The organism is Streptococcus sp. GMD1S, from assembly GCF_000296875.1.
Lineage (GTDB): Bacteria > Bacillota > Bacilli > Lactobacillales > Streptococcaceae > Streptococcus.
Window position 1 is genome coordinate 1 of record NZ_AJQY01000005.1, and the last position, 15,385, is coordinate 15,385.

General features: G+C 40.2%; 16 protein-coding genes. 8 read left to right on the top strand and 8 right to left on the bottom strand.

The genetic code is table 11. From position 1 onward, the window contains the following. From GMD1S_RS01380 to GMD1S_RS01395, 4 genes are all read right to left on the bottom strand, one after another. Window positions 1-467 (bottom strand): lyase family protein (locus GMD1S_RS01380; RefSeq protein ID WP_000042248.1); only part of this gene is annotated, 467 nt, incomplete at its 3' end. Between the two features lie 27 nt (window positions 468-494). Next, window positions 495-1,691, bottom strand: a complete 1,197-nt coding sequence (locus tag GMD1S_RS01385; protein ID WP_000031908.1) for an argininosuccinate synthase — start codon at window positions 1,689-1,691, stop codon at window positions 495-497. 15 nt (window positions 1,692-1,706) lie between these two features. Beyond that, window positions 1,707-2,513, bottom strand: coding sequence for an ABC transporter substrate-binding protein (locus tag GMD1S_RS01390; RefSeq protein WP_001045254.1), 807 nt, complete (start codon window positions 2,511-2,513; stop codon window positions 1,707-1,709). 278 nt (window positions 2,514-2,791) lie between these two features. After that, entirely contained in the window at window positions 2,792-3,436 is a 645-nt protein-coding gene (locus GMD1S_RS01395) for a LysM peptidoglycan-binding domain-containing protein (RefSeq protein ID WP_000060317.1), read from the bottom strand. 241 nt (window positions 3,437-3,677) lie between these two features. Between GMD1S_RS01395 and sdaAB the strand changes: the two genes are divergently transcribed. Genes sdaAB through GMD1S_RS01410 form a run of 3 tightly spaced genes read left to right on the top strand, consistent with a single transcriptional unit; the run spans window position 3,678 to window position 5,887 of the window. Beyond that, window positions 3,678-4,349, top strand: coding sequence for an L-serine ammonia-lyase, iron-sulfur-dependent subunit beta (gene sdaAB / locus GMD1S_RS01400; RefSeq protein ID WP_000555868.1), 672 nt, complete (start codon window positions 3,678-3,680; stop codon window positions 4,347-4,349). 8 nt (window positions 4,350-4,357) lie between these two features. Continuing rightward, window positions 4,358-5,230, top strand: a complete 873-nt coding sequence (gene sdaAA / locus GMD1S_RS01405) for an L-serine ammonia-lyase, iron-sulfur-dependent, subunit alpha (RefSeq protein WP_000500033.1) — start codon at window positions 4,358-4,360, stop codon at window positions 5,228-5,230. Between the two features lie 27 nt (window positions 5,231-5,257). Beyond that, on the top strand, window positions 5,258-5,887 hold the full coding sequence (locus GMD1S_RS01410) for an HAD-IA family hydrolase (protein WP_001139320.1): 630 nt from the start codon (window positions 5,258-5,260) through the stop codon (window positions 5,885-5,887). Window positions 5,888-5,974: 87 nt separating this feature from the next. On the opposite strand, the gene GMD1S_RS01415 is transcribed toward GMD1S_RS01410, so the two are convergent. The 4 genes from GMD1S_RS01415 to GMD1S_RS01430 all read right to left on the bottom strand — a co-directional run bounded on the left by GMD1S_RS01415 (window position 5,975) and on the right by GMD1S_RS01430 (window position 9,593). Beyond that, on the bottom strand, window positions 5,975-6,190 hold the full coding sequence (locus GMD1S_RS01415; RefSeq protein WP_000759535.1) for a DUF805 domain-containing protein: 216 nt from the start codon (window positions 6,188-6,190) through the stop codon (window positions 5,975-5,977). Next, window positions 6,165-6,587, bottom strand: coding sequence for a DUF805 domain-containing protein (locus tag GMD1S_RS01420; RefSeq protein ID WP_000947294.1), 423 nt, complete (start codon window positions 6,585-6,587; stop codon window positions 6,165-6,167). Before GMD1S_RS01420 ends, GMD1S_RS01415 begins: the two co-directional genes overlap by 26 nt. Before the next feature lie 248 nt (window positions 6,588-6,835). Beyond that, the gene (locus tag GMD1S_RS01425; RefSeq protein ID WP_001035725.1) at window positions 6,836-8,686 is read right to left on the bottom strand and encodes a nucleoside-diphosphate sugar epimerase/dehydratase; all 1,851 of its coding nucleotides are present in this window, start codon (window positions 8,684-8,686) and stop codon (window positions 6,836-6,838) included. Window positions 8,687-8,762: 76 nt separating this feature from the next. Beyond that, window positions 8,763-9,593, bottom strand: coding sequence for a glycosyltransferase (locus GMD1S_RS01430; protein ID WP_001114309.1), 831 nt, complete (start codon window positions 9,591-9,593; stop codon window positions 8,763-8,765). Between the two features lie 221 nt (window positions 9,594-9,814). Here GMD1S_RS01430 and GMD1S_RS01435 point away from each other — a divergent pair, with 221 nt between their 5' ends. The 5 genes from GMD1S_RS01435 to GMD1S_RS01455 all read left to right on the top strand — a co-directional run bounded on the left by GMD1S_RS01435 (window position 9,815) and on the right by GMD1S_RS01455 (window position 15,335). Beyond that, the gene (locus GMD1S_RS01435; RefSeq protein WP_000744862.1) at window positions 9,815-10,981 is read left to right on the top strand and encodes a CynX/NimT family MFS transporter; all 1,167 of its coding nucleotides are present in this window, start codon (window positions 9,815-9,817) and stop codon (window positions 10,979-10,981) included. A gap of 297 nt (window positions 10,982-11,278) precedes the next feature. Continuing rightward, window positions 11,279-13,318 (top strand): retron Ec67 family RNA-directed DNA polymerase/endonuclease, encoded by a 2,040-nt coding sequence (locus GMD1S_RS01440; protein WP_000160018.1) that lies wholly within the window; start codon window positions 11,279-11,281, stop codon window positions 13,316-13,318. A gap of 188 nt (window positions 13,319-13,506) precedes the next feature. Continuing rightward, the gene (locus tag GMD1S_RS01445; protein WP_000273860.1) at window positions 13,507-13,833 is read left to right on the top strand and encodes a PadR family transcriptional regulator; all 327 of its coding nucleotides are present in this window, start codon (window positions 13,507-13,509) and stop codon (window positions 13,831-13,833) included. Continuing rightward, window positions 13,820-14,413: a DUF1700 domain-containing protein gene (locus GMD1S_RS01450; RefSeq protein ID WP_000198644.1), complete on the top strand. Its 594-nt coding sequence runs from the start codon at window positions 13,820-13,822 to the stop codon at window positions 14,411-14,413. The genes GMD1S_RS01445 and GMD1S_RS01450 overlap by 14 nt, the downstream gene beginning before the upstream one ends. Then, window positions 14,406-15,335 carry a DUF4097 family beta strand repeat-containing protein gene (locus GMD1S_RS01455; RefSeq protein ID WP_001229034.1) on the top strand — a complete coding sequence of 310 codons (930 nt, stop codon included), beginning with the start codon at window positions 14,406-14,408 and terminating at the stop codon, window positions 15,333-15,335. The genes GMD1S_RS01450 and GMD1S_RS01455 overlap by 8 nt, the downstream gene beginning before the upstream one ends. Window positions 15,336-15,385: the final 50 nt, after the last annotated feature.

Consider the following 15,385-nt stretch of genomic DNA (forward strand, 5'->3'; position numbering starts at 1 on the left):
CCTGGCATGATGGTTTCCACATGTTTTTCAGCCAAATCCAGCAAAACACTGTTCAGATTCGCCAACTTATCCAAGACATGCCCAAGCTGCTCCTTTAGATATAAGTGCATATCCGTTGCGACTTGGTCATTCCGAGAACGGGCCGTGTGTAGTTTCCCAGCCAGAGGACCGATTTTCTCTGTCAGCAACACTTCCATATTCATATGAATATCTTCATTTGCAATATCAAAATGAAGCTCTCCCGCCTCTAAATCTCGCAACAAAGCTTGCAGACCATCTTGGATCTGCTCTGCCTCTTCCAAACTTAAAATACCAGTCTGTCCTAGCATTTGAACATGAGCTAGGGAACCCATCAAATCAAATTTTGCCAGCTGGTGGTCAAAGGAAATACTCGCACCGAACTGTTCTACCCACTCTTCCACAGTGCCTTCAAATCGACCACCCCATAATTTTGTATTTTTCGACATATTCTGTCGTCCCTTTCTATCGCGTCACTACTCAACATTTTTCTGAACTTCTGAATAAACCTTAGTCGGAAGCCCCCAAAGCTTGATAAAACCAACAGCCGCATCTTGGTCAAAAGTATCCGCACTAGTATAAGTCGCCAAATTTTCATCGTAAAGAGAATTTGGAGATTTCCGAGCCACTACCTGGGCGTTCCCCTTGTAGAGTTTAACTTTTGCAGTTCCATTGACAACTTTCTGTGTCTCCTTGATATAGGCAATCAAAGCCTGAGTTGCTGGGCTAAACCACAAGGCATTATAGATGAGATTGGACAACTCATTTTCGATAATAGGTTTGAAATGAGCCACTTCTCTCACAAGAGTCAAGTCCTCAATCTCCTTATGAGCTGCCAATAAAGTCACAGCACCTGGGCACTCATAAATCTCTCTTGACTTAATACCGACTAGGCGATTTTCCACATGGTCAATACGACCAACACCGTGTTTACCCGCAATTTCATTTAGTTTTTGAATCAAATCCGCCACTTTCATCTTCTCACCATTGAGGGAGATAGGCACCCCGCAACTAAACTCAATGTCAATAAATTCTGGACTGTCTGGTGCCTCTTCTGGTGAAGATGTGATTCCAAATGCTTCTTCTGGCGCTTGGTTCCAAGGATTTTCCAAGACACCACATTCATTTGCACGTCCCCAAAGATTTTGATCGACAGAGTAAGGATTGTCAAGGTCAGCAGGAACTGGGACGCCATTTTCTTTTGCATATTGGATTTCTTCTTCACGAGACCATTTCCACTCACGAACAGGTGCAACTACCTTTAAATTGGGATCCAAAGCTGCAATAGAGACTTCAAACCGAACTTGGTCGTTTCCCTTGCCTGTACAACCATGGGCAATTGTAGTTGCCCCCGTCTGATGAGCTATTTCAACGAGTTTTTTTGAAATAAGAGGGCGACTCAGAGCAGATACCAAGGGATACTTTTGTTCATAGTAGGCATGAGCCTGAAGGGCCACTAAAACATAGTCATTAGCAAATTCTTCCTTAACATCAATGACATAAGACTCTACAGCTCCAACCTTGAGAGCTTTATCATGGATGAACTCCAAATCTTTTCCTTCCCCCACATCCATACAAACAGCGATCACATCATAGTCTTTTTTTAACCATGTAATAGCAACTGATGTATCCAATCCACCTGAATAGGCTAAAATAACTTTTTCCTTACTCATTTCTCATCCTTCTTTCTATTTTTCGATAGAGGCTTTAAAAGCATCATCAATCAATTTGTCCAATTCCCCAGAATCCTTCAACTTCTGGATGGTTTTGTCAACCGCCTCTTTTAATTCTTTACTGTCTTTTTTCATCGCAACAGCATAGGAATCTTCTTTGTCATTGTCAAAATCAAACTCAGCGATGGCTAGGTCTGGATTATTCTCTACAAAGCCTTTCGCCACTGGTTCCTCAAAGATAACTGCATCCAGTTGCCCTGATTTCAATTCTGTTATCAAATTTCCATTTTTAGGAAGTGAAACGAGAGAAGCATTCTGCAAGGTTTCTTTGGCCAGAGTTTCCTGGATAGAACCTTTCTGCGCTCCAACCTTTTTCTGAGCCAAATCCTTGACTGATTGGTAATTCGTTAATTCAGATTTTCTTACGATAACCTTATTTTTCGAAGTGTAGTAGGGAATTGAAAAATCGTAAACTTGACTTCTCTCCTCCGTTTTAGAAACACCTGATATGGCAAGATCGGCCTTGCCTGAATCAAGACTAGCCAGTACATTGTCAAAACTCATTGGAGAGAACTCCACTTCTACACCTAGTTCCTTTGCGATGGCTTTGGCGAGCTCAACATCTGAACCTACAATCTGATTTTTCCCATCGACCAATTTCTGGTATTCAAATGGAGCAAACTCTGGATTTAGGGCCACCACCAATTTTCCTTTAGCCTTAATGGCTTCAACACCTTGGGATTGAGTGTTACTACAAGCAAATAATAAGGGAAACATAAGCAAACCAAACATCGTCATCAACACCTTCTTCACTTTATTCATAGAAGAGCCTCCTTTTATTTTTATACTTTATTATTGTATAAATAATACTCTTCTCGACCTTGTTTGTCAAGAGAAAACTGTATTTTATTTCATTTTAATCAAGAAAAAGCTTATTATATGATATATTTTTACACATAATAAGCTTATTTATACTATTTGAGTTTTAAAACAATTTGAAGAATTTCGTTGGAATTATACAAATAGAACATTGCTGAGAAGCTCCTTACACTTTTTGTTATAGAGAAACAAAAAAAGAGTCCTAAAGGACTCTTTTATTCTTAATACCAACCGTTGTTAAGCCAGAAGTTCTTGGCAGCTGTCCATGAACCGTAACGTCCTGCAACGTAGGCATCTGCTACACGTTCTTGGTTTTCAGCTGAGTAGTCACCGTTCAAGTATGAATCTGTCAATTGGTAACGTCCGATGTAACGTCCGTTTGTAGCAGTGTAGCTACCACCTGATTCTTTTTGAGCGATCCATTCTTTGGCTTCTGCTTCAGAACCACTTACAGTAGAAGCTGCTGCAGTGTTGCTTTCTGCTGCTGGAGCTGCAGGTGCAGCTGGGGCTTCATAAGTTGTTGTTGCAGTTGTTTCAGTTGCTTCTTCTGCAATTTCTTCCGCAGTTGCTGGGGCTTCATAAGTTGTTGCTGAAGCTGCAGCGGTTGCAGTTGCTGTCGATGGAGCTGTTCCTTCGATAACCAAAACTTGGTCAACATAGATAAGATGAATATCTTTGATGTTGTTTTTTGCTGCCAATTTTTCAACAGTTGTGTTGTACTTCTCAGCGATTTCTGAAAGAGTATCACCTGATTTAACTGTGTAAGTTACAGTTTCTTGGGCAGATGCAAGTGATGGAGCAAAGAAAGCAAGCAAAGCTGCTACTCCTGCGATAGTTGTTTTAATTTTTTTAGTTGTTAATGACATATCTAAAAATTCTCCTTCCATTGGATATATCTATGATACCTTTTAAATGTTACCGTTGTTTAACGGTTTTATGTAGAAATATTACAAAAATGTTTTATATTTACCGTTTTAAGGAGGTTTTTGTCACAAAAGACCTTATTTTATACTATCTTTAATCATTTTAAGCTTTTGATAAGGGAAATAAGCGCAGAGGTCCATTCTTTGATATAATAGATATAAGAATCTTTGTAAGGGGAAACAGATGCACTCACTTCGTTTTCAATCTGTCTTTGACATTATCGGACCTGTCATGATTGGCCCATCAAGTAGCCACACAGCTGGAGCTGTTCGCATCGGGAAAATCGTCTCTTCCATCTTTGACGATACGCCGACAGAAGTCGAATTCCAATTATTTAACTCCTTTGCCAAAACCTACCGTGGTCATGGAACGGACCTTGCTCTCGTCGCTGGTATTTTAGGTATGGATACGGACGATCCCGATATTCCAAATAGCCTTGAGATTGCCCATAAACGCGGTATCAAGATTGTCTGGACCATTCAGAAAGATAGCAACGCTCCTCATCCTAATACCACTAAAATTACTGTGAAGAATGAACACAAATCCATCAGTGTGACAGGAATTTCCATCGGTGGAGGAAATATCCAAGTTACGGAACTTAACGGCTTTGCTGTCTCTCTCAACATGAACACACCAACCATTATCATCGTGCATCAGGATGTTCCAGGTATGATTGCCCATGTCACTGAAGCCCTCTCTCGTTTCGATATCAATATCGCGCAGATGAATGTGACTCGAGAAAAAGCTGGAGAAAAAGCCATCATGATTATCGAAGTCGATAGTCGAAGTTGCGAAGAGGCGATTGAAGAAATCCGAAAAATCCCTCATCTCCATAATGTCAATTTCTTTAAGTAGGAGGAAACATGTTTTATTCTATCAAAGAATTGGTCGAGCAAGCAGATCTAGATTTCCAAGGAAATGTCGCAGAACTCATGATTGCAACCGAATATCAATTAACCGGTCGAGAACGGCCAGAAGTTCTCCTCCTCATGGAACGCAATCTAGAAGTCATGAAAGCCTCTGTCGAGCTCGGTCTCAGTGAAAATAAATCCCGCAGTGGCTTAACGGGTGGAGATGCGGCCAAACTAGACCGCCATCTCAAAAGCGGCAAGGCCTTGTCGGACTTTACCATCCTATCAGCAGCCCGTAATGCCATCGCGGTCAATGAACACAATGCTAAGATGGGCTTGGTCTGCGCCACTCCAACCGCAGGAAGTGCTGGTTGTTTGCCAGCCGTTCTCACTGCTGCTATCCAAAAACTAGACCTTAGTCACGAAGAACAGCTGGATTTCCTCATTGCTGCTGGTGCCTTTGGATTGGTTATCGCAAACAATGCCTCTATCTCAGGTGCTGAAGGTGGCTGTCAGGCCGAGGTTGGCTCTGCATCTGCCATGAGTGCCGCAGCCTTGACCTTGGCTGCAGGTGGAACGCCCTATCAGGCTAGTCAAGCCATCGCCTTTGTCATTAAAAATATGCTGGGCCTCATCTGCGACCCCGTCGCTGGTTTGGTTGAAGTTCCCTGTGTCAAACGCAATGCCATGGGAGCCAGCTTTGCCTTTATCGCAGCTGATATGGCCTTGGCAGGTATCGAGTCTAAGATCCCTGTTGACGAAGTCATCGATGCCATGTACCAAGTCGGATCAAGTCTTCCAACTGCCTTTCGTGAAACGGCTGAGGGTGGACTTGCCGCTACACCTACTGGTCGTCGCCTACAAAAAGAAATCTTCGGAGAATAAGCTTATCTATATCTATTAGGAGAAACTATGCCCTCTATCTCAGCAATCTTTTTTGATCTAGACGGAACCCTGGTTGACAGTTCCCTCGGGATCCACAATGCCTTTACCCATACCTTTAAAGAGCTAGGAGTTCCAAGCCCTGATGCCAAAACCATTCGTGGTTTCATGGGCCCGCCACTTGAAAGTAGCTTTGCAACGTGTCTTCCCAAGGAACAAATCTCAGAAGCTGTGCAGATATACCGCTCTTACTACAAGGAAAAAGGAATCCACGAAGCCCAACTCTTCCCCCGAATAACAGAATTGCTTCAAGAGCTTTCGCAAAACTACCCTCTATACATCACTACAACAAAGAATACTCCTACTGCTCATGATATGACTAAAAATCTGGGAATCCATCATTTCTTTGATGGCATTTACGGCTCTAGTCCTGAAACGCCACATAAGGCAGATGTCATCCGTTACGCCTTGCAAACGCATCAACTCCATGCAGACCAAGTCCTCATCATTGGGGATACCAAGTTTGATATGATTGGAGCCCAAGAAACTGGCATTAAAAAGTTTGCTGTTACTTGGGGATTTGGAGAAGAGGCTGATTTACTCAGCTATCAGCCTGACTGGATTGCCCATACCATTGATGATATCATTAGCCAGCTCTAACCATACAAAAATACTCCTAACACTAGTGAACTAGGTTGAGGAGTATTTTTTATATGTTGTTACTATCAGAAGGAATCAACTCCATGCTTAAGCAGTAATTTGATCCTGTTCTTCAGTATCTGTATCTTCATCCTTCTTACTTGGCCAAGCAAGCATGACAATAAGAGCAATCGGTCCAACGAGAGGAACCAAAGCAATGAAGATAAAGGCCCAGTGGAAACCAGCGTCTCGTAAGCAGCGAAGCGACTCAGCCGCTTTAAAATAGAGTAGAAATATCTTAATATTTTCGTACCATTTCTTCAAACTGAGAGTCTTCAGTGTTCTCTTTATTTGTTTCACTATTCTCTATCACTTTTTCTCCAAATCGTTGACTTGGCATAGCGAGCATAACGAGCAGTGTTATTGCACCCAAAGGAACAAATACAATAAAAATATAGGCCCAATGGATACCCACATCTCGTAAGCGACGTACTATCAGTGCTAGTAGAGGAACAAACTCTATTATAAACAAAATAATACACATACTGAAGACCGCAATATTCCTGATGGCTTTATCAGATTCTACTCCAGTAAAAAGTGAGTAGTAGGCGGGCAAGAAAATCACCATATTTAGTAGCCAAACCCACCAAAATTCTGGACGTGTGGAACGACCAGAAAAATTTGCATAGCCTTTGAAAAAACTCCTAATAGCACTCAGCATACAAAAATCTCCTTTTGACTTTAATACTTATTTCGCAAAGTTATGTTACCAGCTTAAAATAGAGGTAGTTTTTAGATTGTCTGAAATCACTCTCCTGATAGATCACATAACATCTTCCCTTGAATAGTTGCGCTTATTAAACCTTTGAAAGATCCGATGTTCTCTACTCTCTATTTATAAAAACCAGCTTTCTGATTCTCTCAGAAAACTGGCGATAGTTGTTTCATTATGAAGGTAGTTGGACACTCTTACTCAGCATGAGTTGTCTCATTCGCAAAGGAAATAATCGCTTCTTTGAGCTCATCTCCGCTGAGTGAACGGAACTCTTCAATCTTTTGATCAATCGCTTCTAGCGGCATGACATTTACCTTACCAACGAAAATCTTGTCCATGACTTGGTTATCAACCAATTCGGTCGAAACCAAGAGTTCTTCATAGAGTTTTTCACCTGGTCGAATACCGACCTCAACGATTGGAATTTCACTTTCCGTGTGCCCACTTAGAAGGACCATTTTCTTAGCCAAGTCATAAATCTTGACTGGTTTGCCCATATCGAGGATAAAGACTTCTCCGTCCTTGGCATAAGCGCCAGCATGGATTACTAGACGGCTAGCCTCTGGAATGGTCATGAAGTAACGTGTCATACGGAAGTCTGTCACCGTTACAGGACCGCCTTCAGCAATCTGACGTTCAAAGACAGGAATCACGCTACCACGACTACCGAGAACATTCCCAAAACGGACTGCACAGTAGGTTGATTTACTACGTTGGTTAAAGCCAGTGACAATCAACTCTGCCACGCGCTTAGTTGCACCCATAACATTCGGTGGATTGACCGCCTTGTCAGTTGAAATCATGACCATCTTAGGTACTTTGGCCTCATCAACAGCCTTGGCAACATTGTAGGTACCGAGGATATTGTTCTTGAAGGCTTCTTTTGGATTGCGCTCCATCATCGGAACGTGTTTGTGGGCTGCAGCATGGTAGACAATGGCTGGTTTGTACTGCTCAAACACCTGAAAGAGACGGTCATAGTCCTGAATATCTGCAATAACAGGAACATAATCAATTCCTTGGAATGTACGGATCAATTCATGATAAACGAGATAGATTGAGTTTTCACCATGTCCAAGCAAGACAATACGCTCGGGATTAAAGCGACTAACCTGACGACAAATCTCTGAACCAATCGAACCACCTGCTCCTGTCACCAGGATGGTCTTGCCTGTAATCTCAGTACCCAGACGCGATTCGTCGAGACGAATTTCCTGACGGCCCAAAAGGTCTGTGATATCAATTTTCTGGAAGCCACTGCCTGATTGATGGAGTCCTTGAACGACTGTCTCAACCTTAGGCATCTTGTAACATTTGACGCCTAGCTTATTACACATCTGCAAGATGCGTTCGTACTCTGATGGGTCAAGCGAAGGGATCGCTACGATAACACGCTCGATTTGGTGACGTTTAGCTAATTCAGGCAGATTATCATAAGAGCCCAAAACTGGGATTCCACCTAGTTTTTGTCCCTTTTTCTTTTCATCGTTATCCAAAATCCCCACTAGCTCAAGGTCGCTAGTTGGGTGTTGGTAGCTGTTCATAAAGAGGGCACCACCATCACCAGCACCAATCAAGAAGGTCCGACGGTGTTCTCCATCTCCACTACCTTTTTTACGTTTAGAATAAATCAACTGCCAAGTGATACGAGGAAGCAAGATGAGGAAGGTACTCAACAAAATGAAGAGTACGATGAAACGGATAGAAAACAATGGAAGGAAGGCATAGCAGATTCCATAAGAAAGAACACTGCTGAGCATCACTCCGAAAAAGATTTTCATGAAATCCGTAATCTTGCTATAACGACTGATACTAGCATTTAGCCCCCAAAATGCAATCATGATTTGATAGAGGAGGAAGGCTAAAAGAGTGTAGATGACGTAATCCACAGGCGCAGGATTTATAAGGCCATAAAACAAGATATAAGATACGATGATGGAAACCACCATACTCAGAATATCGAATATCCCCCAAAACACTTGTTTTTGCTGTTTATTTAAAATTTCAACCAGATCAATCACATAATCTGTTAGTTTTTTATTCATAGGAATTTACTCCCCCCTTAAAAGAGTCAGATGATACTGTTGTTATGATAATCTGAATCATTCAGTCTATCGGGGCTTACTTTCTCTTTCTTAAAAGTTTGACGAAGATAAACTGACGTACAAAGCCTGGACAAAGTGCAACAATTGCCTGAATGGCCACACTTTTAGCATATTCCCTGTAAGAAATTTGCCCCCGCTCAAGCATCCGTTGGCGAGCTTGACGATAGAGTTTAAGGTAACGCAAGCCACCTCGACGCTCAAACATCCCTGCACCGACACGAACCTTACACAAGATTTGATCTAGGTTTCCAGTCTTGGCACCTGCAGCAATCATATTGAGCCAAAGGAGGTCATCCTCCATGTAAAGGCCATCTTCATAGTTGCCCGCCTTGAGGACCATGTCCTTTTTGAACATGACTGTCATATGGTTAAAGGCACTTCTCATTCTTTGGTAAGCCATAATGTCTGCATGCCGAGTTGGGACACGACGGTAAGAAACAATCTCGTCAGGATTGTCAATAAATTCTGCAATATGTCCACCTAAGAGATCCAGATTTTCCTGTTCCATTAGTTGGACTTGCTTTTCAAAGCGGTCAGATACCGCTATATCATCTGTATCCATACGAGCAATGATATCGTACTGACACTGTAAAACACCGTATCGAAGAGCCAAACCTAAACCTTGATTTTCCTCTAAGGGGCACCGTTTCACTGGAATGTCTGACTGAGCTTCCACTTCTTCTAGCACCTGATAGAGTTCGGGTGTGAGCGGCCCGTCCTCAACAAGAACAAGTTCGCTCGGTTTCAAGGTCTGGTTTTGAACACTTTTGATAGCATCTCTTAAAAACGTCGGATTTTCCTTTACATAGACCGACATCAAGACGCTGATTTTTTGCTTTTCAGGCACAGTTTTTCTCCAATGTATAGATTTCCTTCCACTATTTTATCACAAATTCTCCTAGTTTCCTATTTTTATATCAAATCAAGGAAAATTCTAGTAAAGAAATCTGTCTCTTTTCACTTTATTTTCACTTCCATTGATTGATCTGTCTTGGCTGTCATTACTTGACATTATAAGGAAAAAACCTTAAAATAAGCTGTTATTAAAATCATCCTATCGAGGTTTTTATGAAGAAACAATCACTCTTTTTTGTTCTAGGAATTGTCTTAATCGGGACTGTTTTACGATCTCCCTTCACTGCTCTTCCAACTATTTTAGGAGATATTGCTCAGGGACTAGGAGTGGAGGTTAGCTCTCTTGGGATTTTAACCAGTCTCCCTCTCTTGATGTTTGCTCTTTTCTCTGCTTTTGCAAGCCGCTTGGCACAAAAAATCGGGTTGGAACATCTCTTTACATACTGTCTCCTCCTCTTAACTGTTGGCTCTGTCATTCGGATTTTCAATCTTCCCCTTCTCTATCTAGGGACCATAATTGTGGGAGCAAGCATTGCGATCTTCAATGTACTCCTCCCAAGTATGATCCAGGCAAATCAGCCTCAAAAGATTAGTTTCCTAACAACGCTCTATGTCACTGCCATGGGAATTTCGACAGCCATCGCTTCTTATCTATCCGTCCCTATCACCCAAGCTAGTTCTTGGAAGGGCCTCATCCTCGTTCTCAGCTTTCTCTGTCTGGTCACTCTGCTAGTCTGGTTGCCAAATCATCGCCACAACCACCACCTAGAAAACCAAAAAGAAAAGCAAGTCAAAGAGAATATTCTAAAAAGTAAAGATGTCTGGGCTATCATTATCTTTGGCGGGCTTCAGTCCTTGCTCTTTTATACAAGTATGACCTGGTTGCCAACTATGGCTGTTAGTGCTGGTATTTCTAATAGTGATGCGGCTCTCCTTGCTTCTATTTTCTCACTCATCAGCATTCCTTTTTCAATGACTGTTCCAAGTCTGACGACTCGTCTATCAGATGGTCACCGTCGAATCATGCTGGCAATTATCTCTATCGCTGGTATGACAGGAATTGCCATGCTCTTGTATCCAACCAATAATTTCCTCTACTGGTTAGTCGTCCATCTCTTGATTGGAACGGCCTGCAGTGCCCTCTTCCCCTACCTCATGGTTTGCTTCTCGCTTAAAACCAGTTCTCCTGAAAAGACAGCTCAGCTATCAGGACTAGCGCAAACAGGAGGCTACATCTTAGCTGCTTTTGGTCCTGCCTTGTTTGGTTATAGTTTTGAACTTTTCCAATCTTGGATCCCAGCTGTCCTTGCCCTTCTAGCCATCGATATCATCATGACCATCTCACTCTTTATGGTGGATCGGACTGATAAGATTCTCTAATTTTCTAAAATCTATCATAACCATAAACAATGCAAAGCCAGACAGAGTCTGGCTTTTTTTGGTCCATACAATAATCTAGTTTAATACACCTTAAAACTAGATTAATATCTTGTTTTGTGATAGAATATGTTTGCGTATGATTAGATTTTTGACTTGTGTGTTCGCAAGTATTAACAGCGATGTTATAGGAATGTTTGGCTTTACCTAGTTTTATTAGCTAGGGATTTTCTTGGATTTCTTCTGGAAATCTTGTTCGCGTAAGAGTTATCATACGCTTTTTTTTATGAGGAAAAAATTATGACTAAATTCAATCAACTACAAACAAAAGATGACTTTGCTAAACTACTTGGCTTGAAAAGTGCTAAATACATCAATTATTTATTGTACAATGTAAAAACTGATAATTTATATAACTCTTTCACTATCCTTAAAAAGAATGGTGGAGAAAGAGTTATACATGCCCCCAAAAAAGAGTTGAAGTTCCTTCAGAAAAAATTGTCTAATGTTTTGTGGGAATGTTACCTTGAAAGCATAGAATCTAAATCAAAGGATAAGAACTTTAAAACACCTGTTCTGTCTCACGCATTTGAAAAGGGGAAAAGCATTATTACCAACTCTCAGATGCATCGAAACAAGAAATACATTCTGAACATTGACTTGAAAAACTTTTTTGATTCTTTTAATTTTGGAAGAGTAAGAGGCTTCTTTATAAAAGACAAGGATTTTACTGTTTCACCAGAAATTGCTACAGTAATTGCTCAAATTGCATGTTACCAAGGTAAGTTACCACAAGGAGCCCCTTCTTCTCCCATCATCACAAATTTAATTACTAGAATTTTAGATTATCGGATTGTCAAAATTGCTAAAAAATATCGTTTTACATATTCTAGATACGCCGATGATATGACTTTTTCGACAAATCGTGAACTAAACTCTAATAAACTGAGAGCAAGCAAAGAGTTAGATAACTTTTTAACTGAATTAGAGGAGGTAATCATCTCATCTGGTTTTGAAATTAATCCTAAAAAAACACGATTGAGCAATAACATGCAGCGCCAAGAAGTGACTGGACTGGTTGTCAACAAAAAGATAAATGTAAAAAGAGAGTACATAAAAAATACTCGCGCAATGGCCTTTCAATTATACAAAGATGGAGCTTTTGAAATAGATAAGAAACCAGGAACGATCAATCAACTAACGGGACGCTTTGCTTTTATTTTTCAAATAGATCAATACAACAACTACTTACTTTATAAAAAGTCCCTGATTCAAAATAATCTGGATGCACAGAAATATTTATTAGGCAGAAACTCATCAAAAAAATCTGAATCGAAATATTATTGGAAATATATCTTTTATAATAAAGATTTACGAAAAGAATTATTCGATAATAAAAAACATAATACATATAATTTACCAACAGAGTTCTACAGTATAGGTAAGGAACAAAAGAAAACGTACATGTCTCTATTTAATTCTAGAGAAAAAGAGTACAAAAAATTTCTATTTTATAAATATTTTTTCGGAAATGATAAACCTATAATTGTCACAGAAGGAAAGACAGATCCCCGATATATTAAAGCAGCTTTAAAAAAGCTTTATCGTAAATATCCAGAACTTATTGAAAAAGTTGGCAATAACTTTGTATTTAAAATTGAATTTTTAAATCATACTAATACAATAGAGTATCTTTTTAATGTTCCAGAAGGGGGAGAAGGTTTTAAATATTGGTATAATTATTTTTCTGATAAATCTTACTATAATGATGAAGGTAAGAAAAAATTTTTTGCTCTAGATCCAGAAGAAAGAATTTTATACGCAAACTATATTACTTATTTCCAACAATTAACCGATAATATTCCAAATTATCCAACAATATTTTTATTTGATAATGAACCGAATAATAGAAATGGTAAGGATAAATCTCCCTTATTTTTGTTTGCGAATCATGCAAAAGACCTAATGAATCCTCAGAATAAAGACTCGAAGACTTCCAAGAGTTTAGAATCAAAAATTTCAGATAATTTAGAAAAAATTAGAAGAGAAAAACCTTGTCGTATTAATAAAAATGGGAGCTTATATATTATGGCGACACCTTTAGTATCTAGTAAGAATGACGGTAATTTTTCTGATATTGAAGATCTATTATTGTCACGTAAATTGCCACCCATTTTAAAAGGGAAAACATTCTCCAAGAGTGGTGGTGATAATCATTATGGAAAAGAAATTCTTTCAAAGCATGTTCTAAAAAATTATGAAAAATTCGATTTTACTGAGTTTATCCCTTTGTTAGACGGTATAAGAGATAATATACTAGATTATAAATCATTATTCTAGCTTATCTTTAAAATATAGAATTCTGCCGAATAACTGATGTATAATCCTCTAAACTTCTAGTTTTTACTAGGAGTTTTTTTATATGTAAAATTTTTACACATATTTCTTGACAGGGCTTTCATATTGAGATACAATATATTTGAAAAGAGTATATATAAAATTTTTATATAATATAAAGGAGGTTTCCCATGTACTTCCCAACATCCTCTGCCTTGATCGAGTTTCTCATCTTGGCTGTACTGGAGCAGGGGGATTCTTATGGTTATGAGATTAGTCAAACCATTAAGCTCATCGCCAATATCAAAGAATCTACGCTCTATCCCATTCTCAAAAAATTGGAAGCCAGTGGCTTTCTGACCACCTACTCTAGAGAGTTTCAGGGGCGTATGCGCAAATACTACTCCTTGACCAATCGGGGCGTAGAGCAGCTCGTTACTCTAAAGGAAGAGTGGACGCTCTATACCGACACCGTCAACGGCATCATAGAAGGGAGTATCCGCCATGACAAGAACTGACTATCTGACTCAGTTAGAAACCTATCTCCATAAACTGCCTGAAGCTGACCGCATCGAAGCTATGGACTACTTTAAGGAACTATTTGACGATGCTGGCCCAGAGGGCGAAGAGGAACTCATTGCCAGTCTGGGAACTCCAAAAGAAGCTGCCCATGATATCCTCTCTGATCTTCTCGATAAAAAGGTCAATGAGGCACCTGCTCAAAAGAATGACCGCCAACTGCTACATATTGCCCTCCTGGCCCTGCTAGTAGCTCCTATCGGAATTCCGGTCGGAATCGGCATCCTCATGGCCATCATCGGTATTTTTATCGCGGCTGTCTCCGTCATTTTAGCCTTTTTTACCGTTTCGGTGACGGGCATCCTACTGGGCGGACTCTTTATCGTAGAGAGCTTTAGCGTCCTAGTCGAAGCCAAATCTGCCTTTATCTTGATTTTTGGGGCTGGTTTGCTTTCTATCGGTGCTTCTTCTCTTGTTCTACTAGGTATCTCCTATGTAGCTCGTTTCTTTGGCCTCCTAATCGTCCGCTTGGTGCAATGGATTCTTAAAAAAGGAAAGAGAGGTGACAGACATGCGTAAATTGACGAAAGGATTTCTCATTTTTGGTGTGGTTTCTACAATCCTCGGTTTTATCATGATCATTGTAGGCGCCCAGTCCAATGGTATTCAAAGTTTACTTGCCATGTCAAAAGATCCCGTCTATGACAATCGTATCGAAGAAGTGACCTTTGGAAATGAAGTGGAAAAGCTTGATTTAGCCCTTGAGGAACATAGCCTAACCATCACAGAGTCTGTAGATGACAAGATCCACATCACCTATCATCCGTCCGTGTCTGGTCGTCACGATTTGACTACTGGTATGAGTGACAAAACACTGAGCGTCACTGACAAACAAGCCTCCCAACATCGTTTTCTCGGTTCAGGAATCGAAAGCCTACTTCGTATCGCCAGCAACTATTCTAATCGTTTTGACGAAGTCGTTCTCTCCCTACCCAAAGGAAGAAAGCTGCAAGCTATCACCGTCTCAGCCAATCGTGGACAAACTAATATTCGTCAAGCCAACCTTGAAAATGCAACCATCAAAACAAAAGGCTATCTCTTAAGACTAACAGAAAGTTCTATCAAGAACAGCACATTAACGGCATCTCATATCATCAATATCTTTGATGCCGAATTGACAGATAGTCAGGTCAAGACGGAGGGAGCACACATCTATGCTGAAAATATCCAAGTTCACGGCAAGGTCGAGCTAGAGGCTTATTCAACTCTACAACTCATTCTCTCCCAGAAAGAGACCGACCGTATCAATCTAGAAATTTCTTCTCAGCATGGTGGTATCTATCGTCAACCCAAAGAAGAACATCGTGGACAAAAAGAGAATGTACTTGCCAACCCTTATAAAACGGAAAAAGCAGATATCAAGGACCTACTCATTGCAAAAGCCAACCAAGATATCTACCTACCAAAAGAAGAGTACTCTTCTCCATCTAGAAACCATTGACAAAAACGCTTTCATCTGCTAATCTAAAAATAGAAAACGATCATAAAAAA